The following is a 24,833-nucleotide window of genomic DNA, read 5'->3' as shown; positions in this document are numbered from 1 at the left end:
AGAAAACGTTTGCGTAGGGATTTCCTTCCCGCGCGTAAATAAAAATGGCGCTGAAAAAATATTCAACGCCATCGGATCTTTAGCCTCTTCGGGCGTGTTTCTGCATTCTTATTTTCCCCTCACCCCGGCCCTCTCCCTCAAGGGAGAGGGAGCAAACCATTCCCTCGCCTCTCTGGGGATAGGGTTAGGGTGAGGGGAAAAATCAGCGCACTAGTTAGCGCTATAGCCCATCACCACACCGCTCAAACCTGACAGCTGCTTAAGCTCATCCAAAGAGCCTTTGAGTTTATCTTTCGATGCGTCCGGCCCGACAAGGATGCGGGTGATTTTACCCTGTACCGGCGTGGTTGGCGCGGTATAAACGCGATAACCCGCACCGCGCAGTTTGCCAACGATTTCATTGACCTTGTCGGCGTTCTTGAGCGCCCCCAGCTGTACGACCCAGGCTTTACCCACTGGCGCAGATTTATCGGCAGCAGGCGCCTGATCCGCAGGCGGGGTGGCTGCCATCTGCTCAGCCGGTTTTTGCGGCTGTGGTTTCGGCTGCGGTTTCTCAACCGGCTTCGGCTGTTCAACTGGTTTTGGCGCGACAGGTTGCGTCGTGATATCCGGCGGCGTCGTCCCACTGGACGCCCGACGGGACGAGTCCAGCGACGGCGCAGCGGCATCGCCAGCCCGCACCTCTTCCGCTGCCCCTTCTGGCGGCTGAGCCGGTAGCGCCTGCGTTGCCGCTGGCATCATGTCCGGCTCATCGCGATCCCCCGCTTTGGGCACCAGAGGAATGGCGGCGAACTCATCCTGATAATGCTTTTTTTGCCCGTCCAGCAGCCCAGGAAGAATAATCACCCCGAGCGCAACCAGCACAATGGTTCCCATCAAACGGTTCTGAAACTTACTCGCCACCGGTTCTCCCCGCATCCATCGCTTCCATGACATGTGCCACCGTATGGAATGAACCACACACCAGCACGGTATCTTCTGCTGTGGCCTCCGCCATCGCTGCCTGCCAGGCCTGCGCAACGTGTTGATACGTCTTCCCTTGCGGGAGGTGCGCCATCAATTGTTCTGCCGTCGCACCGCGTGGCCCTTCCAGAGGGGCACAATACCAGCTATCGACCACAGGCTCCAGACAGGCGAGCGTTCCGGCGATGTCTTTATCGTGCAGCATGCCGATAACCGCCAGCACGCGACTGCGCTCAGGCTCTGCCGCCAGACGCCCGGCAAGGTAAGCCGCCGCATGAGGATTATGCGCCACATCCAGAATAAGACGCGGGTTGTGACGCACAATCTGGAAGCGACCAGGCAAAATCGCTGACGCAATCCCGTCACGGATAGCCTGCTCGCTCACCGCCAGCCCGCTGGCCCGTAGTGCGGCAAGCGCCGTTGCAGCATTCGGCTGAGGGACCTGCGGCAGCGGCAAACTGGTCAGCTCGCCCTGCCCATCGCGAAAACGCCACTGGCCCTGCTCCACTTCATACTGCCAGTCAACGCCACGACGCATCAGCAGCGCACCTTTTTCCGCAGCGACCTCGCCAATGGTGTACGGCATATCGCTTTCGCCCACCACCGCCGGTTTACCGCCACGGAAGACGCCCGCTTTTTCACGACCGATGCTTTCCCGGTCTGGCCCCAGCCAGTCGGTATGATCGAGGGCAATACTGGTCACCACGGCGACATCGGCGTCGACCATATTGGTCGCGTCCAGGCGTCCGCCCAGCCCGACTTCGAGGATAACAACGTCCAGCTTCGCCTGTTTAAACAGCCACAGCGCCGACAACGTGCCGTATTCGAAATAGGTCAATGAGGTTTCGCCGCGCGCCGCTTCAATTTCGGCAAAGGAGCGCGTGTGGTCGAGCTCTGTCAGCTCTTCGCCCTGTACGCGTACGCGTTCGGTATAGCGGATGAGGTGCGGCGAGCTGTAGACGCCCACGCGGAAACCGGCGGCCAGCAGGATTGATTCGAGGGTGCGGCAGGTCGTGCCTTTACCATTGGTTCCCGCCACGGTAAAGACAAAGGGTGCCGGGCGCAAAACATCAAGACGCGCAGCAACCTGACTTACACGCTCAAGTCCCAGGTCGATGGTTTTGCTGTGCAGGTTTTCCAGATAAGAAAGCCACGCGGCCAGGGGCGACGTGGCTTGCAAAATGCGTTTATTTTCCATGATGCCCGTAGGTTTTTAACGATGTAAAAAGCAAAAGGGCAGCGCCGCTATGGCCCTGCCCTTCGGTATTATCAGGCTTCGGCTTCCTGATCGGGCACCGGTGGCACCACCACGCTTTCACGCGGGGCATCCGGGTTCGGTGCTGGCTGATTGGTCAGTTTCGCCAGGATGCTTGCCAGTTTCAGGCGCATTTCCGGACGGCGCACGATCATGTCGATCGCCCCTTTCTCAATCAGGAACTCACTGCGCTGGAATCCCGGCGGCAGTTTTTCACGCACGGTCTGCTCGATAACGCGCGGGCCGGCAAAACCGATAAGCGCTTTCGGCTCGGCAATGTTCAGGTCGCCCAGCATCGCGAAGCTTGCGGAAACACCGCCCATGGTTGGGTCAGTCAGCACAGAGATGTACGGCAGGCCACGCTCTTGCATCTTCGCCAGCGCAGCAGAGGTTTTCGCCATCTGCATCAGCGACATCAGCGCTTCCTGCATACGTGCGCCACCCGAGGCAGAGAAACAGATCAGCGGACAGTTGTCTTCCAGAGCTTGCTCAACGGCACGGACAAAACGCGCACCGACCACAGAGCCCATGGAGCCGCCCATAAAGGCGAACTCAAACGCAGCGCCAACGACCGGCATACCGTGCAGGGTGCCTTTCATCACTACCAGCGCATCTTTTTCGCCGGTCTCTTTCTGTGCCGTCGCCAGACGGTCTTTGTATTTTTTGGAGTCACGGAACTTGAGCAGGTCTTTCGGCTCGAGTTCGCTACCCAGTTCCACCAGTGAACCTTCATCCAGCAGCGTATGCAGGCGGTTACGCGCAGTCATGCGCATATGGTGGTCACACTTCGGGCAGACCTCAAGGTTACGCTCCAGCTCGGCACGATACAGTACCTGACCGCAGCTATCGCATTTCGTCCACACGCCCTCAGGGATGCTCGCCTTACGGGTGGGGGTAATATTGCTTTTGATTCGTTCAATCCAGCTCATTGATAACCTTTATACATGAACCTGGTAGCCCATAAATGGGGCACATTAAAACATAACAGTTCGCAACTTGGGATAAAAAAGTGGTCGAACCGCCATAGACGTCTTATTTTGCCTGTCGCGCCGCCGCACGACGGTGGCGAATAATCTCAATCACACCAGGAAGTATAGACACCACGATAATCGCGACAATCAATAACTTAAGATTTTCCTGCACCATCGGCAACGTACCGAAAAAGTAACCAGCATAGGTAAACAGTAGCACCCATAACAGCGCCCCGATAACGTTAAAGGCCGCAAAATGGCGATAGGACATATGCCCCATCCCGGCAACGAATGGCGCGAACGTCCGCACAATGGGGATAAAGCGCGCGAGAATGATAGTTTTGCCACCGTGCTTCTCATAAAACTGATGCGTTTTATCGAGATAGCTGCGACGGAAAACTTTGGAGTTCGGATTGCTGAATAGCTTTTCACCGAACAAGCGCCCGATGGTGTAATTCACCGCATCGCCCAGGATGGCCGCAATCAGCATCAGCAGCACCATAACATGCACGTTGAGGTCGTTCGTTGACAATGAGGCCAGCGCGCCTGCGACGAACAGCAGTGAATCCCCAGGTAAAAACGGCGTCACGACCAGCCCGGTTTCGCAGAACAAAATCAGGAACAGGATCGCATATACCCAGATACCGTATTGTGCGACCAGCTCCGCCAGATGAACATCAATATGCAGGATGAAATCAATAAGAAAGTGAACTACGTCCATATTGTCTATGCCTTGGTTGATTGCGACTAGTCCGCAAGGAACAGCGGACCCATTGGCGCACGCGGCAGATTGAAACGGGCCGGATAATCCACCGAGACCAGATACAACCCTTCCGCCTTCGCCGTTGCTGCCGCCAGCGTTCTGTCCTTAGCCGCCAGTAGCTCTGCTATCCAGCTCTCCGGCTGGTTGTTGGCACCCACTTCCATCAGGCTACCGACAATATTTCTCACCATATGATGTACAAAGGCATTGGCTTTGATATCCACCACCACATATGCGCCGTAACGCTGAACGTTAATGTGCATCATGTTGCGCCACGGCGTGCGCGACTGGCACTGTACCGCGCGAAACGAGGTAAAATCATTCTCACCCAGCAGACACTGCGCCGCACGCTGCATGCGCTCCGCGTCAAGCGGCAGGTGATAATGCGTCACGCCCTGGTTCAGTACCGCCGGGCGTAAACGATGATTGTAGATAACGTAGCGATAACGACGCGCCGTGGCGCTAAATCGCGCGTGGAAATCGTCGGGCACATCTTTCACCCAACGTACCGCGATGTCTCCAGGCAAATTCGCATTTACGCCCAGCGTCCAGGCCGCGTCTTTACGCACCGCGCGGGTCTCAAAATGGACGACCTGCCCCGTTGCGTGTACACCTGCGTCAGTCCGCCCGGCGCAAAACACGGTCACCGGCGTATTGGCGACCTGAGACAGCGCTTTTTCCAGTTTTTCCTGGACGCTGCGTACTTCCTGCTGACGCTGCCAGCCGTAATACTTACTGCCGTCATACTCAATACCGAGAGCAATTTTCAACAGCGGTTGTTCCACAACGTCTGACATCAGTACAGGTACTCCTGCACCAGTTTCTCAGCGATTTTCACCGCCATCAGCGCACCGCCAAAACGCACGTTATCCGCAACCGACCAGAACTGAATCTGCTCAGGCATACCGTAATCGTTACGTACACAGCTCACGGACAGATGCGCGCTACCGGAAGCGTCGCCAACCTGGGTCGGGAAATCATTCGCGTCGGACAGCACAATGTCTTCCCCGCGGGCAAAGGCATCGCGGGCCTCTTCTGCCGCCAGCGGACGCAGCGCTTCAAAGCTCACCATCTGCGCATGACCGTAGAACACCGGCGCACGCACGCAGTTTGCCGAGATAATCAGCCCGTCGTCCTGCAAAATTTTACGCACCTGATCGACCAGGCGACGCTCTTCCAGGATGGTGCCTTCACGGTCCGGCAGAATCGGCAGCATGTTGAATGCCAACTGGCGACCAAAGAAATCGTCTTCATCAATCGGGATACCGTTGAGCAACTTCGCGCTCTGCCCGGCAAGGGCATCCACCGCTTGTTTGCCCTGTCCAGATACGGAAAGCAGGCTGGTCACGCCAATACGCGACAGACCGCCTTCATCGATCAGCGGTTTCAGCGCGATCAGCAACTGGCTGGTCAGACTATCCGGCACGGCAATGACATTACGGTTACGGTAATCGGCCAGCACGTACGGGTTCACCTCTGGCACAACCAGCGGCACATCCGGCTCCAGCGCGAACAGACCGCTGGTATCAATCACCAGGCAACCAGCGTTGGTGGCTTCTTCAATATGTTCAGCCGACGCCTGCGCACCGGCGACAAAGAACGCCAGCTGTGCCTGCGTCCAGTCAAATTCAGCAACATCCTGTACGCGTACGGTTTTTCCGCCAAAACGCAGCGTCTCACCGGCGCTTTCATTACGCGCCAGCGCATACAGATCGCCCACCGGGAACTCACGTTCCGCAAGCGTTTCGAGCAAGGCTTCTCCGACAGCGCCAGTGGCGCCCAGTACGGCAATATTCCAGCCTTCTGACATGGTGGTTTACTCCAGAAAAAAAGCGTACCCGCCAGATTATCTGACAGGTAGCATTAAGATGACATTAACGAGTTGGGTGATGAACAGCGTTGAAACCCAGTTTTTGCAGCAGAGTGGCCGCCTGGTCGTCATCACACTGCACATACAGCGATGACCATTCGCGACGCTCAAGATAATTTTTACGCAGCTTATCGAACTCACCCGGGATACCTGCCACTTTACGCAGCAGCGCATCGTCACGGCGCACATCATACACCAAATGAATGAGTCTTTTCAGGATCGACTGATCGAGTGGGCCATGAAGGGTAATACGCCCAAACTCCGGCGCTGGCAGCAGCGTGTCCAGCGCCACCTGCTGACGCTGGCCGATAAATTCGCTAAAGGCTTCGAACACCTGAGTGGTACCGCGCGCTTTGCCTTCCAGCGTATATCCCGCGATATGCGCCGTCCCGATATCCACTTTATCCAGCAGCGCCACGTCGAGTTCCGGCTCCGGTTCCCAGACATCCAGAATAACGCTGAGCGACTGACCCGCGTCCAGGCGACGCAGCAGCGCGGCGTTATCCACGACCGGACCACGGCAGGCATTAATCAGAATAGTGCCAGGTTTCAGACGGCTGATAAGGGCCTCATCCACCAGATGGAAACTTTTGTACGGCCCGTTTTTAAACAGTGGCGTGTGGAAGGTCAGCACATCGGCATCGCGCACCAGGGCTTCCAGCGGCAGAAACTCACCGTCATCGCCACGTTTAGCGCGCGGCGGATCGCACAGCAATGTCTTCACGCCCCAGGCGTCAAGACGCGCCTGCAGGCGACCGCCCACATTTCCCACCCCGATGATGCCAACGGTGCGATCGCGCAGGTCGAAACCGTCACGCTCGGCCAGAAGCAGCAGGGAGGAGAAAACATATTCCACGACCGCAATGGCATTACATCCCGGCGCAGCAGAAAAGCCGATGCCCGCCTGCTGTAGCCATTGCTCGTCAACGTGATCGGTCCCTGCCGTTGCCGTACCCACGAATTTAACGGGCGTGCCGGTGAGCAGCGCTTCATTCACCTTCGTCACAGAACGCACCATCAGCGCGTCAGCATCGGCCAATTCCGTAGCCGGAACAGGACGACCAGGCACAGCTTTTACCTCACCCAGACGACGGAACAAATCGCCAGCATAGGGCATATTTTCATCAACAAGGATTTTCACGTTACGGTACCGGTTTGAGAACGAGAGTTAAGCCATTAAGTGTGCCATAATCTCGCTGCCAGGCATACCTGCAATGCCGCTACACCACGTGCGAGACCCAGAGGATTTCCATGATGCAACCCATTCAGGGCACGCCCGCGCGCCCTCCCGGGCAAGATCCCACGCCCACAACTTTGGCCGCCGGAGAGCAGCCGTTATCGACAATCCAGCGTACCGTGCTGGAGCGGTTGATTACCCGCCTGGTCGCGCTCACACAGCAGCAGAGCGCCGAAGTCTGGGCCGGGGTGAAACATGATTTGGGTTTGAAGAACGACGCACCGCTGCTGTCGCGCCATTTCCCGGCGGCAGAGCAGAATCTCAATCAGCGTCTGGGCACCGCCACGCAGAATCATTCCACCCGTCAGATTGTTTCGCAACTGACCGAACTGCTCGGCCAGGGCAATAACCGTCAGGCGGTCAGCGATTTCATTCGCCAGCAGTTCGGGCAGACCGCACTGAGCCAGCTCACACCCGAGCAGCTTAAGACGGTGCTGACGCTGCTGCAAAACAATCAGATTTCCGTGCCTCAGCCGTTACTGCGCCCGGCGACAGACCGCCCGCTATTACCCGCAGAGCACAATTCACTGAACCAGGCGGTGACCAAACTGGCCGCCGCAACGGGTGAATCGGGCAAATTGATTTGGCAGTCGATGATGGAGTTATCCGGCGTGAAAACCGGGGAGCTGATCCCGGCAAAACATTTCACCCACCTGATGACCTGGCTACAGGCGCGCCAGACGTTAAGTACCCAGACATCGCCGACACTGCAAAGCGTGCAAACCGCGCTCAAGCAGCCGCTGGATGACGCGGAGTGGCTAAATATCACCGATTATGCCCGGCAGAACTGGCAGGTCACGCCGCAGACGGTGCTGACAACGGCGCAGGTCCAGGACATTCTGAATCAAGTCTTTTTACGCCGCGCAGAACGCGCGTCGGGCGTGCTGGAAGCGCGCAATATTCAGCCGATTTACGGACCGATCTTTGCCCCGATCGTCGATACCGTCAAAAACCTCTCGACCCGACCCGGTCTGTTCCTGGTCGCACTGCTGATTGCCTTCGCGCTTATCTGGCTGGTTATCTAAAAAAACCCCCTCCGGGTGGAGGGGATGTCTCGCTTACAGATTTTCACCGTTGTTTTTAATTGTTTGCTGGTACCATGCGAACGATTTTTTGCGGCTGCGCTCCAGCGTACCCTTGCCTTCGTTGTCTTTATCCACGTAGATAAAGCCGTAGCGTTTTTTCATCTCGCCCGTGCCCGCAGAGACCAGGTCAATACAGCCCCACGGGGTGTAGCCCATCAGATCCACGCCATCTTCCACCACCGCTTTTTTCATTTCGCTCAGGTGGTTTTGCATGTATTCAATGCGGTACTGATCGTTGACCGAACCGTCACTCTCTTTCTGATCGATTGCGCCGAAGCCGTTCTCCACGATAAAGAGCGGTAACTGGTAGAGATCATAGAAATAGTTCAGTGAATAGCGCAGGCCTACCGGGTCAATTTGCCAGCCCCAGTCCGATGCTTTCACATACGGGTTTTTCACCAGGCTCTTCGTTTCGTCATAGTCAAACTGCGGGTTATCCGCGGTGGCTTTGGTGGCAAACGACATGTAATAGCTAAAACCGATATAGTCCACGCAGCCCCGTTTCAGGATTTGCAGATCTTCGTCGGTAATATCAAGGTTAAAGCCTTTACGGGCGAAATAGTTAAGCAGGTGGCGCGGGTAGTAACCCCGGACGTGCACATCGGTAAACCAGTAGCGACGGTGCATCGCTGAGACGGACATCATCATATCGTCCGGGTTACAGGTCAGCGGATAGACCGGGCACATGGCAATCATGCATCCAATCTGGAAATCAGGGTTAATCGCATGCCCTGCTTCCACCGCCAGCGCACTCGCCACCAGTTCATAGTGTGCCGCCTGATACATCACCGGCTCACGATCTTCACCTTCTTTGTATTTAAGACCGGAGTTGGTGAAGGGCGCGAAATCTTCGTGGTAATTGGCCTGGTTGTTGATTTCGTTAAACGTCATCCAGTATTTCACTTTGCCTTTGTAACGGGTAAATACCGTTTTGGCAAAGCGGACGAAGAAATCGATAAGCTTACGATTGCGCCAGCCACCGTATTCTGTGACCAGGTGATAAGGCATTTCGAAATGCGAGAGCGTAATGACCGGTTCAATATTGTATTTCAGGCATTCATCGAAGAGATCGTCATAAAACTGCAGGCCAGCTTCGTTCGGTTCTAATTCATCCCCTTTCGGGAAAATACGCGTCCAGGCAATTGAGGTACGGAAACATTTAAAGCCCATTTCCGCGAACAGTTTAATGTCATCTTTATAGCGATGATAAAAGTCGATGGCATCGTGGTTGGGGTAATTTTTTCCCGGTAATACGCCATCGGTAATTTCACGCGGAACGCCGTGTGCCCCGGCGGTCATCACGTCAGCCACACTCACACCTTTACCGCCTTCCCGCCAGCCGCCTTCAAGCTGATGCGCAGCCACCGCGCCGCCCCACAGAAAATCTGCTTTAAACCCAGGCATACGTCTCTCCTTTCTCTAAATGGTAGTAAAAGAATAACTTACGTACGAAGATAGCCTGACTATAGCAGCAATATAACTGTCTGAGAACATTGCAAAAAATTATATCGGTAGAACATGTCACACCAATAAAACAATATGTTTTTTCTGTGTCCTGGCACGTATTTTTAATTATTTATTGCAGACAAAAATAGCATTCGTGATTATGGGGGATTACGTATTTATTATTTCTGGCCCTCATTATGAGGGCCAGAATAGACGCTTATTTTCGAAAGGAAATCAGCGTCACCACAATGCCGGTCGCCGCAGCAATCGCCGCAGCCAGGAATACCGACGGGTAGCCGAGAGAAGTGGCAAGCATCCCGGTAAGCGGCCCGGTGATGCCATAGGCGATATCCTGAAACGCGGAATACCCGCCCAGCGCGGTACCGCGAATCTGCGGGGCAACGCGTTTAACCACCTCAACGCCCAGCGCCGGGAAGATCAGCGAGCAGCCGCAGCCGGTTAACGCCGCTCCGGCCATCGCCACCCATGCATTCGGTGCCTGCCAGAGCAGCAGCAATCCCACCGTTTCCACGACCAGCGACACAACCGCCACCCGCACACCGCCAAAGCGATCCGGCATCCAGCCAAACAGCAGGCGCATCAGGACAAAGGCACCGCCAAACGCCGTCAGCGTAAACCCGGCCATCGCCCAACCGTTGCTGGCAAAATAGAGCGAAACGAAGGTACCGATAACCGCGAAACCCACGCCCTGCAGCGCCAGTCCCAGACCCGGCTGCCAGATTTGTCCGACCACGCTCCACAGAGAAAGACGCTCACCCGGATGGGCCGGCGTTTTTTGCACGCCGCCATTAAACGCCCACGCCACCAGCGGTAAAACCATGGTGATTCCCGCCAGAGTGGCAAAACCAAAACGGCTGTGAATGAGCAGGCCGAGCGGCGCACCAACGGCCAGCGCGCCGTAAATCGCCATGCCGTTCCAGGACATCACTTTGCCCGAACGTTTCGGACCAACCAGCCCCATCCCCCAGGCGAGCGTTCCGGTGAGGAGCTGGCTTTCACCAAACCCCAACATTAAGCGCCCGACAATCAGCAGGCCAAATTTCGCCAGCGCGCTGACCGGTAACCACGCCGCCAGCAACCATGCGACTCCGGCCAGCGCACAGGCAAACATCCCATGCATCGCCGAACGCTTCGCACCAAACTGATCGGCCAGACGCCCGGCATAGCCACGCGTCAGGACGGTTGCCAGAAACTGAATACCCACGGCGACGCCCACCATGGTGTTGCCATAGCCCAGCTCGTTGTGCACAAAAAGCGGGATGACGGGCAGCGGCAGGCCGATGGTCATATAGGTCAGGAAAACGGCAATCACCAGGCGCAACAATGGGCCTGTACCGGAGGAAGAAGAAAGTGTTTGAGTGTCTACAGACATGCATTACTCCATACCGCAGAGTAAGGCGAGGGAAAAGCCACGCCCCCTCTACCTGATGTTCAGGATTAAGGTGCGTTGGATAACGTTAAACGCTTACGCATTATCAGGGTGATAATGTTGCGGGTGGAGTTTGCCTGCCCGCGCAGCGGCTTGTCAATGAATAAAAAAAGGGAGCCAACAGGCTCCCTTTTTTTATTCAATCGGTTACTTGAGCTTACGCATCACCAGCGTTGCGTTAGTACCACCGAAACCGAAGCTGTTGGACATGACGGTAGTCAGCGCCGCATCAGTCGGTTTGGTAACGATGTTCAGGCCAGCAGCCTGCTCGTCCAGCTGTTCAACGTTGATGCTCGGAGCGATAAAGCCGTGTTCCAGCATCAGCAGAGAGTAGATAGCTTCCTGCACTCCAGCCGCACCCAGAGAGTGACCGGTCATGGCTTTGGTCGCGGAAATTGCCGGGCTGTTGTTGCCGAACACTTCCTGGATAGCCCCCAGCTCTTTCACGTCGCCTACCGGAGTAGAAGTACCGTGGGAGTTCAGGTAATCGATTGGGGTATCAACGCCGTGCATTGCCATCTTCATGCAGCGCACTGCGCCTTCGCCAGACGGAGCAACCATGTCAGCGCCGTCAGAGGTTGCGCCGTAGCCCACGATCTCAGCATAGATGTGCGCACCACGTGCCAGCGCATGTTCCAGCTCTTCAACCACAACCATACCGCCGCCGCCTGCGATGATGAAACCATCACGGTGCGCGTCATAGGTACGGGAGGCTTTTTCCGGCGTTTCGTTGTATTTGGTGGACAGTGCGCCCATCGCGTCAAACTCGCAGGCCATTTCCCAGCCCAGCTCTTCGCCGCCGCCGGCAAAGACGATGTCTTGTTTGCCCAGTTGGATCTGCTCAACCGCGTTACCGATACAGTGCGCAGAGGTCGCGCATGCGGAGCTGATGGAGTAGTTCACACCATGGATTTTAAACGGGGTGGCGAGGCACGCGGAAACCGCAGAACCCATCGCTTTGGTCACAACATACGGACCCACAGCTTTCAGGCCACGCGGGCTACGCATTGCGTCTGCACCGAATACCTGTGCTTTAGAAGAGCCACCGGAACCGGCGATCAGACCCACGCGCGGGTTGTTCTGGTAAACCTCTTCACTCAGGCCAGCATCAGCGATAGCTTCCTGCATGGAGAGATAGGCATAGATAGAGGCATCGTTCATGAAACGAACCACTTTGCGGTCAATCAAACCGGTCGTATCCAGTTTAACGTTACCCCATACGTGGCTGCGCATTCCGGAATCTTTGAACTCCTGAGAGAAAGTGATCCCTGAGCGTCCTTCACGCAGAGATGCCAGGACTTCCTGCTGGTTATTACCGATGCTGGAAACAATGCCCAGGCCAGTAATCACTGCACGTTTCATTCAATACCCCTGTAAGTCGCACTAACTAAATTAAGTTTTCGTGTCGCAAGATAGCGTACAGTTGTACGCCGAACAAGTCCGATCAGACAATTAATGGGTAAATTTGCGCCTGGAGACGCACATCGTTAAGATCGTGACACTGCCTGTGCGACGAGTAACTTACGTGAAACAAACCGCTATACAATCTGCCAACCTCGAATTCAACGCTGAGGGTACACCTGTTTCCCGAGATTTTGATGACGTCTATTTCTCTAATGACAATGGGCTGGAAGAAACCCGCTATGTTTTCCTCGGCGGCAACGGTATTCCAGAACGTTTCGTCGGCCACTCCCGCCCACTGTTTGTCGTCGCGGAAAGCGGTTTTGGTACCGGGCTCAATTTCCTGACGCTCTGGCAGGCGTTTGATGCCTTCCGCCTCGCGCATCCGCAGGCTACCCTGGAAAGATTACATTTCATCAGTTTTGAAAAATTCCCCTTAACGAAAGACGATCTGCGCCTCGCACACCAGCACTGGCCTGAACTGGCTCCGTGGGCAAAGCAAGTTCAGCAGCAATGGCCGCTGCCGTTTGCCGGTTGTCATCGCCTGTTACTGGACGGCGGCCGCGTGACGCTGGATTTATGGTTTGGTGATATCAATGAACTGACCGAAAAACTTGATGATTCGCTAAATCAACAGGTTGATGCCTGGTTTCTCGACGGTTTTGCCCCGGCGAAAAACCCGGATATGTGGACGCCGGGCCTGTTTAACGCCATGGCGCGACTGGCACGCCCCGGTGCGACACTGGCAACCTTCACCTCTGCCGGTTTCGTCCGTCGCGGCTTGCAGGATGCCGGTTTTACGATGCGTAAAAGCAAAGGCTTTGGCCGTAAGCGGGAAATGCTCACCGGGGTGATGGAAAACACCGCCCTGCCCGCTCCACGTACGCCGTGGTTTGCCCGCAGCGGAACGGACAAACGCGCGGTGGCGATCATCGGCGGCGGTGTCGCCAGTGCGCTGCTATCGCTGGCGTTGTTGCGTCGCGGCTGGCAGGTGACGCTCTACTGTGCCGATGATGAACCCGCGCAGGGCGCGTCCGGTAATTGTCAGGGGGCGCTTTACCCACTGCTCAGCGCACACGACCCGGCGCTGGCCCAATTCTTCCCTGCGGCATTTACCTTCGCCCGCCGACTGTATGACGCCCTGCCAGTCGAGTTTGATCATGACTGGTGCGGCGTGACCCAACTGGGCTATGACGAAAAAAGCCAGCAAAAAATCGCCCAGATGCTGACGCTGAACCTGCCGGACGCCATCGCCCGTGCGGTCAGCGCCGAAGAAGTCGCGCAAACGGCGGGCGTAGAGACCACATGCGGTGGGATTGCGTATCCGGCAGGAGGCTGGCTGTGCCCGGCACAATTGACGGCGACTGCGCTAACCCTGGCCCAGAGTCAGGGGCTGAGCGTGCACTACGGTCACAGGGTGACAAGCCTCACTTCGCAGGATAGCGGCTGGCAGTTGGAGTTTGCCGATGGGCACCTTCGTACCCATGACTGCGTCGTGCTGGCTAACGGGCATCACATTAGCCATTTCACCCAGACCGAGAAGCTGCCGGTTTACCCGGTTGGCGGCCAGGTCAGCCATATTCCCACAACGGAGAAACTTGGCGAACTGCGCCAGGTGCTCTGTTATGACGGTTATCTGACGCCGCAAAACCCGAAGAATCACCATCACTGTATCGGCGCCAGCTACCACCGAGGGCAGGAAGAGACCGCCTACAGCGAGGAGGACCAGCAGCAAAACCGCCAGCGGTTGTTAAACTGCTTCCCGCAGGCCCAGTGGGCAACAGACGTTGACGTTAGCGGTGGTGAAGCTCGCTGTGGCGTGCGCTGTGCAACGCGGGATCATCTGCCATTAGTCGGTAACGTGGCAGATTACGCCGCGACTTTGAAGGCGTATGCCAGTCTTGCGCAAGAGAGAAATGATGCGCTGAGCGCACCGGTTTATGACGGGCTGTTTATGCTTGGCGCGCTGGGTTCACGCGGATTATGCAGTGCGCCGCTGGCAGCGGAGATTCTGGCTTCGCAGATGAGCGAAGAGCCGTTGCCGATGGACGGCGAGACGCTGGCCGCGCTGAATCCGAATCGTTTATGGGTGAGGAAGTTGCTGAAGGGGAAATTGGTTAAGTGAGTGCGGGCTGAAGGACAAACCCACACACCTATAACGCATCCAGGAATTCCCCGGTGGCGCTGCGCTTACCGGGGCTACGGTCTAGCCCGGATAAGGCGTTTACGCCGCATCCGGGATCGGTGCGTCTTACTGCACTTGCGCCTTCTGGAACAGCGTGTCCCACATCCCCATCACCAGCGCCTGATCCGGCGGAGACAGCTCGCCCGCCTGAATCGCTTTTTCCAGGCTTGCAGCAACGCGGGCGTGCAGCGCGGCGGCTGAATGGTCATCGCCCGCTTCCAGTTCCGCGACCGCCAGTGTCAGGTGGCCACGAAGATAACCGCCAGCAAACAGCTCATCGTCACTGGCGTGCTCTACCATGTCATCAATTAACGCCAGAATGCGCGATTCAAATTCTGCGATCATCTTCTTTCCTCAGTTATAAATCTTCCGGCCATGGGAAGTGTTCCGCCTTCAGTTCAGGCGTGTGGTAATAATCTTGCAGCGCTTTAATAAAACGCGCCGGACGTGCCGGGATCCCTTTGTCGAGATATTCCATCACCTGCGCATGCACGCGGCGCTGGAACACCACACGATCCGGTTCAAAATCCCCTTCCAGGTTGTCACAGCTGACATTAAACGGATAACCCGCCGCCACGCAAAACAACCAGTCAAAAGCCTGCGGTTTGATCTCAACGTCTTCGAACTGACACTGTGTCGCCGCATCACGCCCATCCGGGCAGTACCAGTAACCAAAATCCACCAGCTCGCGGCGGGCTTTCCCGGCGATACACCAGTGGGAAATCTCGTGCAGCGCGCTGGCGTAGAACCCGTGAGCGAAGACGATCCGGTTATAAGGCGCTTCCTCATCAGCAGGAAGATAGATCGGTTCGTCATCACCTTTAATCAGACGGGTATTAAACTCGTCGGCAAAGCAGCCGTCGAAAAGGGTAATCAGTTGTTCGTAATTATGCGTTGTGTTCATGCACCCATCCCCAGAAACTGGAGGATCTCCTGCCCGTGGCTGTCATAAAGTAATTTTGCGCTCATTACTGCCGAGACGATAACAATCATAGGGCGAATGAGCTTTTGCCCTTTGCTGAGCACCAGACGTGAACCCATACGCGCACCAAGGAACTGCCCGATGAGCATCACAAACCCAGTAGCCCAGATAACCTTGCCGCCAATAATAAACAACAGCAGCCCACCCAAATTAGAGGTGGCATTCAGCACCTTGGCATGCGCTGTCGATTTAGCGAGGTTAAAACCGGCCAGCGTCACAAACGCCAGCGCGTAAAACGAACCGGCACCTGGCCCGAAGAAGCCATCGTAAAAACCGACATAGCCACCCGCCACCAGCGCAAACGGTAGACCGTGCAGGCGACGTTGACGATCGTCTTCGCCAAGCTTTGGCATCAGCAGAAAATAGAGGCCGATGCAGATAACCAGCAGGGGGAGGATCTGGCGCAACACGTCTGATTTCACATGCTGCACCAGCAGAGCACCGGTGGTGGAACCAACAAAGGTCATCAGAATATTGAGCTTCTGATCCGCCAGATTGACGACTTTACGGCGCACAAAATAGATCATTGATGAGAACGAACCACCGCAGGCCTGCAGTTTGTTAGTCGCCAGCGCCTGAGCCGGGGTCATCCCGGCGGCCAGCAGTGCAGGCACGGTCAGTAAGCCACCGCCGCCCGCTAACGCATCAATAAATCCCGCCAGTGTGGCGACCAGAAAGAGCACCACTAAAATCAGCGGCGACACCATAAATATCTCTTGAAATGCATCCATTACAATACGTGCTCATCCAGTAATGCCTGACAGGAAGCAGGCAACGGCGGGGGTGTCGTCTTCTCAGGAGTGGTTGACGGTTTCGCTGGTTTGAACCAGCTTTGCAATTCCGCTCCGCAGCCGTCGCCATCGGGTGGCAAAGGCTGATCCTGGCACTCGAGACTGTCTGCCGGGCAACGCAGACGCACGTGCATGTGCGCGCGATGCTGGAACCAGGGGCGCACTTTACGCAGCCAGTCGCGATCTGTACCCGCATCCAGACACAGCTGCTGCTTGATGGCCGGGTTGACGAAAATACGCGTCACATCGTTATCTTTCGCCGCCAGCTTGATAAGACTGGTGATTTCCGGCTTCCACAGTGATGGCACCACCTGCTTGCCATCGCGGGAAACCAAATCCAGCGCCTGCGGTTTTAACAATTGCGCTGAGGTCCAGCGTGCTTTTGGCAGTTGCAGGAAAATATCCACATCCAGCCCCGTCTGGTGACTGGCGTGACCGCCGTTAAAACGCCCGCCAGCAGGCATGCCCATATCCCCCACCAGCACCGTCCCCAGACCGAGGTTGTGCACCTGGTTGCCCAGACGCTGAATAAACAGAATCAGGTCCGGGTGACCAAAGTAGCGCCGCTGATCGGTACGCATAATCTGGTAGGTATCGGATTGCAGAGGTAGTTCATGCGCGCCAACAATACAGCCGTTCGAGAAAGCCCCGATCGATTGCGGTGTTCCCACAACCGGATGGGTTATTTTCTGCCAGGGCGTTGCCGCCTGGCAGGTCAGCGTTGCGAAAAACGCCAGCAGCGCAATTGCCATTCGTTTCATTGTTTACCAGCGAGGAATAGTGGTCGTCACATCGGCATTTTGCGCGCGCTGACGCATAAAATGGTCCATCAGCACAATCGCCAGCATCGCTTCTGCGATCGGCACCGCGCGGATGCCCACACAAGGGTCGTGACGCCCTTTGGTAATCATCTCAACTTCTTCGCCAAAGCGATTAACGGTGCGCCCCGGAACAGTGATGCTAGAGGTCGGTTTTAGCGCAATGTTGGCGACAATTTGCTGCCCACTGCTGATACCGCCCAGAATGCCGCCCGCGTGGTTGCTCTGAAAACCGTCTTTGGTGATTTCATCGCGATTCTGGCTGCCGCGCAAGTTAACCACGCCAAAGCCGTCACCAATCTCCACGCCTTTAACCGCGTTGATACTCATCATCGCATGGGCGATGTCGGCATCCAGACGATCGAACACCGGCTCGCCGAGGCCTGCCGGCACGCCATCTGCCACCACGGTGACTTTCGCGCCAATCGAGTCGCCCTCTTTTTTCAGCCCGCGCATCAGTTCGTCCAGCGCCTCAATCTTGTCCGGATCCGGGCAGAAGAACGGGTTCTGTTCAACCTGATCCCAGTCCTTCATCTCCAGTGGAATGTCACCCATCTGGGTCAGACAGCCACGGATAACGATACCGAATTTATGTGCGAGGAATATCTTGGCAATCGCGCCTGCTGCGACACGCATCGCGGTTTCACGCGCCGAGGAACGGCCGCCGCCGCGATAGTCGCGCAGGCCATATTTTTGCTCGTAGGTGTAATCCGCGTGCCCCGGGCGGAACACATCTTTGATCGCGCTGTAATCCTGAGAACGCTGATCGGTGTTTTCAATCAACAGACCGATGCTGGTTCCGGTGGTCACGCCTTCAAACACGCCGGAGAGGATTTTCACCTGATCCGGTTCGCGACGTTGGGTGGTATAGCGCGAGGTACCGGGGCGACGTCTGTCCAGGTCATGCTGGAGGTCTGCTTCGGTCAGCGGAATGCCCGGCGGTACCCCATCGACGATACAGCCCAGCGCAATGCCGTGCGATTCGCCGAAGGTGGTTACGCGAAAGAGTTGTCCAATAGTGTTTCCTGCCATCACGGCTCCGTTGTCGTCGTTATGTTGTTAGCGTTTTAATCTTTGTAGATGCTGAAATGTTCCTGCGCGGTCAGCAACTGCGCTTTGGTCAGCATGAAGACGCCGTCACCGCCGTTGTCGAACTCAAGCCAGGTGAACGGCACATCCGGATATTGTTCCATCAGATGTACCATGCTGTTGCCCACTTCACAAATCAGCACGCCCTTGTCGCTGAGGTAATCCGGCGCACAGGCCAGAATGCGGCGCGTCAGTTTCAGGCCGTCGCTACCGGAGGCCAGCCCCAGTTCCGGCTCGTGGCGATACTCTGACGGCAGGTCGTCCATATCTTCTTCATCAACATACGGCGGGTTGGTCACGATCAGGTCGTACTGCACTTTCGGCAGGTCGCGGAACACATCAGAACGAATCGGCGTAACGTGGTGAATCAGACCATGGTCTTCAATGTTTTGCTCGGTTACCGCCAGCGCATCGGTGGAGATATCAACCGCGTCCACTTCCGCTTCCGGGAAGGCGTACGCACAGGCGATGGCGATGCAGCCGCTGCCGGTACACATGTCCAGGATGTGCTGCGGTTGCCCGTCGATAAGCCCGGCAAAGTGATTGTTAATAAGCTCACCAATAGGCGAGCGCGGCACCAGCACGCGTTCATCGACGTAAAACTCGTGGCCGCAGAACCAGGCTTTGTTGGTGAGATAGGCAACCGGGATACGCTCATTGACGCGGCGAATGACACGCTCAACGATACGGTGACGCTCGCTAGAGGTCAGACGCGCGTTACGCATCTCTTCCGGGATATCCAGCGGCAGGTAAAGAGTCGGCAACACCAGCTGTACGGCTTCATCCCACGGGTTATCTGTCCCGTGGCCGTACCAGATGTTTGCCGCGCTAAATCGGCTTACCGACCAGCGCAACATGTCCTGAATGGTATGCAGTTCACTTACTGCTTCATCAACGAAAATTTTATCCATCTTATCCTCCAGGACACGCTCACAAGAAATTCGGCGGCTAGTTTGCCATGAAGACGGCGATAAATCAGCATTGTCGCTTCGCGTCACGAGCTAAAAAATGCATTTTGCTGAACAGCGGGGGAATGAGTCGGGTACACTGAAAGAAATAAAAGATGAGATGTCGAGATGAAAAAGAAACCATCGCTTAGCGAGGAGGAACAGACGCTGTTCCGGCAACTGATGACCGGCACGCGCAAAATCAAGCAGGATACGGTCGTTCATCGTCCAACGCGTAAAAAGATCAGCGAGGTCCCGGTTAAGCGCTTATTGTCGGAGCAGGCGGACAACAGCCACTATTTCTCTGATGAATTTCAGCCATTGCTGAACACCGAAGGGCAGGTGAAGTATGTGCGCGACGATGTCAGCCATTTTGAGCTGAAAAAGATCCGCCGCGGCGACTATTCCCCGGATCTGTTTCTCGACCTGCACGGCTTAACGCAGCTCCAGGCAAAACAGGAGCTGGGGGCGCTGATCGCCGCCTGTCGACGCGAACATGTCTTTTGCGCCTGTGTGATGCACGGCCACGGTAAACATATTCTCAAGCAGCAGACACCGCTCTGGCTGGCACAACACCCGCACGTGATGGCGTTTCACCAGGCACCGAAAGAGTACGGTGGTGATGCCGCGATACTGGTATTGATCGAAGTCGAAGAGTGGCAGCCACCCGAGCTTCCCTGAACGCGGCAGACAGCCAGAAATGTAAAAAAGCCGCACAATGCGGCTTTTTTTCACGGTCCGGCGAATCAGATTGCCTTCGGCATTTTCAGGTTGCAGGGACTCATTTGCCAGTTGTATACACCTTTCCCGCTCTCTTCCAGCGTTACGCTGGCAATCGCGGAAGTGGAAAACATTGGCGGCGTTTCACCCGGGCAGAGCTCGGACACCAGGTAACCGACCAGCGGCAGGTGAGAAATCACCAGCACGGAGGAGGTACCTTCATTCGCCAGCGCCTGAAGATAGGCACTGACCAAACCAACATCCCCACAAGGGGTCAGTTCAGGCAGGACATCCACGTTGTCAGGCAGGTTCATGCAGCCACCTACCTCGCTTAGCGTCTGCTCAGCACGAAGAAACGGGCTGACCAAAACACGTTCGACATCCACTTTTTGACCTTTCAGCCAGGTTGCCATCTGACGAGATTCGTCACAACCACAAGGGGTTAAGGGACGAACAGAGTCACTGGCTGCATCGAGGGCTGCATCGCCGTGACGCATGATAAAAACTTGCATATTGCACCGCTTTTGTTAACCAGAAGCATTAATACCCCCGCGTGATCAGTTCCATTACGGCGGGAAATATCAATGGCCGGGCATTGTGCCTGATCCATTCACTGAATGAAACGCTGTCTTTTACCTCAATGGCGTAAGTATAGTCAATCACTGTTTACAAATTAACCATGATTGTTTCATTCAAAGCTGGATTTACCCTTTTTTGACCCTAACTTACAAAATCAGTTTCCTTTTTGTCCCAAAAAATTTCGCCCCGCTCAGCCATTTGTAACAAAAGCTGACAAGGAGCAAAACGCGGACCATAAAGGGCCGCCAGACGCTGCAGAATTGCGACAATATCACCCGCGCCAAGGGTATCCATATAGCGGAACGGGCCGCCCAGAAAAGGCGGAAAACCGATGCCAAACACCGCGCCAATATCACCATCGCGCGGGCTGCGAATCACCTTCTCGGCGAAGCAGCGTGCGGCCTCGTTAAGCATCATCATGACGCAGCGTTCGGCAATCTGTTCTGCCGATAATTTGCCTGTGCCAGAAGCCCCCACAAGCGGGTAAATTGCCGGGTCAGGCTGTTTGTTGCTTTTACGCCCTTTCTTACCGTAAAGATAGAAACCGCGTTCATTTTTTCTGCCTTTGCGATCGTCATTCAATATTGCGGAAACGACGCTTGCAGGGGCGCTAAAACGCTCGCCGTATGCGGCCTCCAGTACAGGAATAATTTTAGTTCCCGTATCGATTCCCACTTCATCCAAAAGTTGGATTGGGCCAACAGGGAAGCCAAATTTCACCAGCGCTTTATCGATATTCTCGATGCGCTCCCCTTCGCTCAACAGGCGCATGGCTTCGCTCATATAAGGCGCCAGAATGCGGTTCACATAAAAGCCGGCCTTATCGGCCACGACAATCGGCGTTTTGCCCTGCTTCTTCGCGAGCTTCACCACCGTCGAGATGGTCTGTTCTGAGGTGCCAGCATGGGGAATGACTTCCACCAGCGGCATCTTCTCAACCGGACTGAAAAAATGTAATCCGATAACGTTACCGGGGCGCGCCGCTTTGGCAGCAATATCGCCAATCGGCAACGACGAGGTATTGGAGGCAAAAATGGTCTGCGGTGCACACTGCGCTTCAACCTCTGCGACCATCTGTTGCTTAAGGTTCAAATCCTCAAACACCGCTTCTATCACCACGTCCCGATGGGAAAAACCGCTATAGTCTGTAGTGCCAGAAATTCGGGCCATTTGCACATCGCGCTCGGCAGATTTGAGATGGCGGCGACGCACCTTTTTATCAAGCTGTTCCCAGCTATATTGCAGCGCATGGTTAATGCCTTTCGGATTAATATCCTTTATGCGAACAGGGAGGTTGCCCTTCCCTGCCGTAACGTAGGCAATTCCGCCCCCCATTAACCCACCACCGAGGATACCCACGGTGCGCAGCGGCCCCGCCGCAACCGGGCTGCCAGGGTCTTTTTTCACCTCGGTGCTGGCGAAGAAAATATTGCGCAGCGCCTGGGATTGCGGGGTCATGGCGAGGTGGCCAAACGCGCGGGCTTCGGCGTCATAGCCGCTGCTGCTGCCCTGACTTAAGCCTGTTTCGATAACACTCAGAATGCGGGTCGTCGCCGGGTAATTGCCATGGGTTTTGTGCTCGGTTTTCTTCCCGACCATGCGGAACAACAGCGCGCGGACCAGCGGTGCAGCAAAAAGGCGTTCACGAATCGGTAGTTGGCGGCTGGCAGGACGGTCCTGAGTAGCAAGCTTCACGGCAGCGTCCAGTAAGATGGAAACCGGCACGACATCATCCACCAGCCCGGCCTTTAACGCCTGACGCGCGCGCAGCTGCTTGCCGGTGAGGATCATCTCCAGCGCCGTGCTAATGCCCACCAGACGCGGCAGCCGCTGAGTGCCGCCGGAACCCGGTAGCAGGCCGAGCTGCACTTCGGGCAGACCGAGAACCGTCTTACCATCATCGGTACAGATACGGCGATGGCAGGCCAATGCCAGCTCCAGCCCACCGCCCAGGCACGGGCCATGAATCGCCGCGATCACCGGGATCGACAACGCGTGGATCTCCGCCATGATCTGCTGTCCCTGGCGCGCCAGATCTTCGGCCTCTTTGGCCGTTTTGCAGCGATCGATCATATTGATATCCGCACCGGCGATGAAATTATCCGGCTTCGCGGAAATAAACACCACGCCGCGTATCTGTTTGTTTTCGCGAATTTGTTTAAGGATGGCACGCACCTGGCTGCCAAACTCGGCTTTTAGCGTGTTCATCTTTTCGCCGGGAACATCAATGCTGACGACGGCAACATTGTCCGGGCGAATAACAAGCGTAAATGCTGAGGTCATGTCCATTATTCGGCCTCCAGAACCATTGCGGCACCCAGTCCACCCGCAGCACAGGCGGTCACCAGACCAAACCCACCGTCGCGTCTGCGAAGTTCATGCAAGGTTTGGGTGATCATTCGCGCCCCGGTCGCGGCAAACGGATGGCCGTAGGCGATCGATCCTCCCAGCACGTTGAATTTGCTGTCATCCACCTCGCCCGTTGCCTGCGAACGGCCTAACACATCACGGGCAAAGCGCTCGCTGGCCATCAATTTCAGGTTGGTCAGGGTTTGTGACGCAAAGGCTTCGTGCATATCCAGCAGTGTTAAATCCGCCATCGTCAGCCCTGCTCTGTCGAGTGCCAGCGGCGTCGCCCAGGCCGGCCCCAGCAGCATGTCCTGCTGTACGCCAATGGCGGTAAACGCGTAGCTACGCAGATAGCCCAACGGTTTCAGCCCCAGCTCTTTCGCCCGTGATTCGGTCATCAGGACAACCGCCGCCGCACCGTCGGTCAGCGGCGTACTATTGGCAGCAGTCACCGTGCCGTGTCGGCGATCGAAGGCCGGGCGCAGTTTGGCGTAATCGGCGAGGCTGGAATTTTGCCGCACGTTGTTATCCTGGATGAGCGGCTCGCGAAAAGGTGGCGCATACGCGGTCATCACTTCGTCCGCCAGCTTACCTTCCGCCCAGGCCTGTGCCGCATACTGGTGAGAACGGTGGGCCAGCGCGTCTTGCTCTTCGCGAGTGATGCCGTAGGTTTTCGCCATCTGCTCGGCGATATCACCCATACGCAAGCCAGTAGAATATTCAGCCACGGCAGGCGGCACCGGCAATAAGTCACGCAGGCGCAGGCGAGAAAAGAGTTTCAGTTTTTGCCCTGCGCTGCGGGCTTTGTTGGCATCCACCAGCACGCGCGCCAGTTTCTTGCTCACGCCGATAGGCAGAACCGAAGAGGAATCCGCCCCCCCGGCAATCCCCGCGCGAATGGTTCCGGCCATCAGGCTTTCGGCCACGTTTGCCACCGCCTGGAAACTGGTGGCGCAGGCGCGGCTCACGCTGTAGGCATCGGTGTGCACGCTCATGCCAGTGCCCAGCACGATTTCACGCGCAATGTTGGGGGCTTCCGGCATTTGCACCACCTGGCCAAAGACCAGCTGTTCGATGATTTCCGGCGGAATTTCGCTACGGGCAAGGAGTTCGCCCACCACCATTTTGCCAAGATCGATAGCCGGGACGCCGTGGAACGCCGTTGCCTGACGGGCAAATGGCGTACGTAACCCACTGACAATGGCGATGCGGTCGCCCTGACGGGTGACAAGTGGTAATGCCTGACTCATAACACTCCCCTGTTAACAGCGTGATGCACTAGTGGTCTGACCTGATAACAGTCTTAACTAATTATTTACATTTAGCCAATGAGGGAAGAAAAAAAGTGGGAGGTAAGACACAGAGATTATTGAAAAAACGCTCCCGCAGAGACAGGAGCGCAGGCAGGAAGATTAACGCAGGCCCAGCTGGAAAATCAGGGTCTCCGCTTCGCAGGCGAAAACAAAATCGATATCCAGACGCACGCCGCCTTCTACTTCGGTAAACGTCGAGGTGATTTGGCAAGGATCTGACTCTACGCCACGTGCGCGCGCGGTGAGCGCTGCCAGCGTTTCTTCCGCATCGGTACGGTTTGTGAACACACGGCTATACGAGGCGGTGCAATCGGAGTTGTCCATGATGGTACCAACATCCATACAGCAGCAAACCGGGGTTTCATCAGCACTGCATTTACTCATTGTGATTTCCTCTGAATTCGCACCCAAGGTGCCAGATAAACGTTGTGCACATTTTACCCCTCAGAATTATGTGTCTCCAGTCGAGAATTTGAGGAACTCCCGTAAGTGACCGAAATCACACTTAAAAATGATCTACGACAAAAATCACCCATTATGATTAGATAGTGTCGTCACGAGGATAAAAATCATTGATAATAGGGCCTTCTAATCAGAAGGCCCTATTATCATGACTATT

The 24,833-nt window shown here is 56.0% G+C and carries 23 protein-coding genes; 3 read left to right on the top strand and 20 right to left on the bottom strand.

The features are described from left to right. Nucleotides 1-210: 210 nt before the first annotated feature. From dedD to pdxB, 7 genes are all read right to left on the bottom strand, one after another. Nucleotides 211-903: a cell division protein DedD gene (gene dedD, locus ACSZPU_RS07575; RefSeq protein WP_498997140.1), complete on the bottom strand. Its 693-nt coding sequence runs from the start codon at nt 901-903 to the stop codon at nt 211-213. Next, entirely contained in the window at nt 893-2,161 is a 1,269-nt protein-coding gene (folC, locus tag ACSZPU_RS07570; protein ID WP_498997138.1) for a bifunctional tetrahydrofolate synthase/dihydrofolate synthase, read from the bottom strand. Before folC ends, dedD begins: the two co-directional genes overlap by 11 nt. 71 nt (nt 2,162-2,232) lie before the next feature. Further along, a complete protein-coding gene (accD, locus tag ACSZPU_RS07565) occupies nt 2,233-3,147 on the bottom strand; it encodes an acetyl-CoA carboxylase, carboxyltransferase subunit beta (RefSeq protein ID WP_498997135.1) in 915 nt (304 codons plus the stop codon). 103 nt (nt 3,148-3,250) lie between these two features. Beyond that, on the bottom strand, nt 3,251-3,910 hold the full coding sequence (locus ACSZPU_RS07560; protein ID WP_498997133.1) for a DedA family protein: 660 nt from the start codon (nt 3,908-3,910) through the stop codon (nt 3,251-3,253). A gap of 26 nt (nt 3,911-3,936) precedes the next feature. Then, a complete protein-coding gene (truA, locus tag ACSZPU_RS07555; RefSeq protein ID WP_498997132.1) occupies nt 3,937-4,749 on the bottom strand; it encodes a tRNA pseudouridine(38-40) synthase TruA in 813 nt (270 codons plus the stop codon). Beyond that, the gene (locus ACSZPU_RS07550) at nt 4,749-5,762 is read right to left on the bottom strand and encodes an aspartate-semialdehyde dehydrogenase (RefSeq protein WP_498997130.1); all 1,014 of its coding nucleotides are present in this window, start codon (nt 5,760-5,762) and stop codon (nt 4,749-4,751) included. The genes truA and ACSZPU_RS07550 overlap by 1 nt, the downstream gene beginning before the upstream one ends. 64 nt (nt 5,763-5,826) lie before the next feature. After that, on the bottom strand, nt 5,827-6,963 hold the full coding sequence (gene pdxB, locus ACSZPU_RS07545) for a 4-phosphoerythronate dehydrogenase PdxB (RefSeq protein ID WP_498997127.1): 1,137 nt from the start codon (nt 6,961-6,963) through the stop codon (nt 5,827-5,829). A gap of 113 nt (nt 6,964-7,076) precedes the next feature. On the opposite strand from pdxB, the gene flk reads away from it, so the two are divergent. Further along, nucleotides 7,077-8,084, top strand: a complete 1,008-nt coding sequence (flk, locus tag ACSZPU_RS07540) for a flagella biosynthesis regulator Flk (RefSeq protein ID WP_498997158.1) — start codon at nt 7,077-7,079, stop codon at nt 8,082-8,084. Between the two features lie 33 nt (nt 8,085-8,117). Here the strand turns inward: flk and ACSZPU_RS07535 are convergent, their stop codons facing one another. The 3 genes from ACSZPU_RS07535 to fabB form a co-directional block, all read right to left on the bottom strand. After that, nucleotides 8,118-9,548, bottom strand: coding sequence for a 6-phospho-beta-glucosidase (locus tag ACSZPU_RS07535; protein ID WP_498997125.1), 1,431 nt, complete (start codon nt 9,546-9,548; stop codon nt 8,118-8,120). A 259-nt stretch (nt 9,549-9,807) separates the two neighbouring features. After that, nucleotides 9,808-10,983, bottom strand: coding sequence for an MFS transporter (locus ACSZPU_RS07530; RefSeq protein WP_498997124.1), 1,176 nt, complete (start codon nt 10,981-10,983; stop codon nt 9,808-9,810). Nucleotides 10,984-11,187: 204 nt separating this feature from the next. After that, the gene (gene fabB, locus ACSZPU_RS07525; protein ID WP_498997122.1) at nt 11,188-12,402 is read right to left on the bottom strand and encodes a beta-ketoacyl-ACP synthase I; all 1,215 of its coding nucleotides are present in this window, start codon (nt 12,400-12,402) and stop codon (nt 11,188-11,190) included. A 163-nt stretch (nt 12,403-12,565) separates the two neighbouring features. Here fabB and mnmC point away from each other — a divergent pair, with 163 nt between their 5' ends. Further along, on the top strand, nt 12,566-14,566 hold the full coding sequence (gene mnmC, locus ACSZPU_RS07520; protein ID WP_498997120.1) for a bifunctional tRNA (5-methylaminomethyl-2-thiouridine)(34)-methyltransferase MnmC2/FAD-dependent 5-carboxymethylaminomethyl-2-thiouridine(34) oxidoreductase MnmC1: 2,001 nt from the start codon (nt 12,566-12,568) through the stop codon (nt 14,564-14,566). A 126-nt stretch (nt 14,567-14,692) separates the two neighbouring features. Here the strand turns inward: mnmC and ACSZPU_RS07515 are convergent, their stop codons facing one another. From ACSZPU_RS07515 to prmB, 6 genes are read right to left on the bottom strand one after another with little or no spacing between them, the layout of a single operon-like run. Further along, a complete protein-coding gene (locus tag ACSZPU_RS07515; protein WP_498997117.1) occupies nt 14,693-14,971 on the bottom strand; it encodes a YfcL family protein in 279 nt (92 codons plus the stop codon). 13 nt (nt 14,972-14,984) lie between these two features. Further along, on the bottom strand, nt 14,985-15,530 hold the full coding sequence (locus ACSZPU_RS07510) for an elongation factor P hydroxylase (RefSeq protein ID WP_498997115.1): 546 nt from the start codon (nt 15,528-15,530) through the stop codon (nt 14,985-14,987). Continuing rightward, complete coding sequence (locus ACSZPU_RS07505) at nt 15,527-16,339, bottom strand: sulfite exporter TauE/SafE family protein (RefSeq protein ID WP_498997112.1); 813 nt, start codon at nt 16,337-16,339, stop codon at nt 15,527-15,529. Before ACSZPU_RS07505 ends, ACSZPU_RS07510 begins: the two co-directional genes overlap by 4 nt. Continuing rightward, a complete protein-coding gene (gene mepA / locus ACSZPU_RS07500) occupies nt 16,339-17,160 on the bottom strand; it encodes a penicillin-insensitive murein endopeptidase (protein ID WP_498997110.1) in 822 nt (273 codons plus the stop codon). The genes ACSZPU_RS07505 and mepA overlap by 1 nt, the downstream gene beginning before the upstream one ends. Nucleotides 17,161-17,163: 3 nt before the next feature. After that, complete coding sequence (gene aroC, locus ACSZPU_RS07495; RefSeq protein WP_498997108.1) at nt 17,164-18,249, bottom strand: chorismate synthase; 1,086 nt, start codon at nt 18,247-18,249, stop codon at nt 17,164-17,166. 35 nt (nt 18,250-18,284) lie between these two features. Continuing rightward, entirely contained in the window at nt 18,285-19,217 is a 933-nt protein-coding gene (gene prmB, locus ACSZPU_RS07490; RefSeq protein WP_498997105.1) for a 50S ribosomal protein L3 N(5)-glutamine methyltransferase, read from the bottom strand. 165 nt (nt 19,218-19,382) lie between these two features. Between prmB and smrB the strand changes: the two genes are divergently transcribed. Next, a complete protein-coding gene (gene smrB / locus ACSZPU_RS07485; RefSeq protein ID WP_498997103.1) occupies nt 19,383-19,934 on the top strand; it encodes an endonuclease SmrB in 552 nt (183 codons plus the stop codon). A gap of 65 nt (nt 19,935-19,999) precedes the next feature. Here smrB and sixA read toward each other — a convergent pair whose 3' ends face one another. The 4 genes from sixA to ACSZPU_RS07465 form a co-directional block, all read right to left on the bottom strand. After that, nucleotides 20,000-20,485 (bottom strand): phosphohistidine phosphatase SixA, encoded by a 486-nt coding sequence (sixA, locus tag ACSZPU_RS07480; protein ID WP_498997102.1) that lies wholly within the window; start codon nt 20,483-20,485, stop codon nt 20,000-20,002. A 208-nt stretch (nt 20,486-20,693) separates the two neighbouring features. Beyond that, on the bottom strand, nt 20,694-22,841 hold the full coding sequence (gene fadJ / locus ACSZPU_RS07475; protein ID WP_498997100.1) for a fatty acid oxidation complex subunit alpha FadJ: 2,148 nt from the start codon (nt 22,839-22,841) through the stop codon (nt 20,694-20,696). Next, on the bottom strand, nt 22,841-24,151 hold the full coding sequence (gene fadI / locus ACSZPU_RS07470; protein WP_498997097.1) for an acetyl-CoA C-acyltransferase FadI: 1,311 nt from the start codon (nt 24,149-24,151) through the stop codon (nt 22,841-22,843). The genes fadJ and fadI overlap by 1 nt, the downstream gene beginning before the upstream one ends. A 162-nt stretch (nt 24,152-24,313) precedes the next feature. Then, nucleotides 24,314-24,598: a YfcZ/YiiS family protein gene (locus ACSZPU_RS07465; RefSeq protein ID WP_090085167.1), complete on the bottom strand. Its 285-nt coding sequence runs from the start codon at nt 24,596-24,598 to the stop codon at nt 24,314-24,316. Nucleotides 24,599-24,833: the final 235 nt, after the last annotated feature.

The organism is Phytobacter sp. V69, from assembly GCF_965644215.1.
Classification (GTDB): domain Bacteria; phylum Pseudomonadota; class Gammaproteobacteria; order Enterobacterales; family Enterobacteriaceae; genus Phytobacter.
The sequence above is the reverse complement of the archived record's forward strand: the minus strand, read 5'-3'. Positions and strand labels throughout refer to the sequence as shown.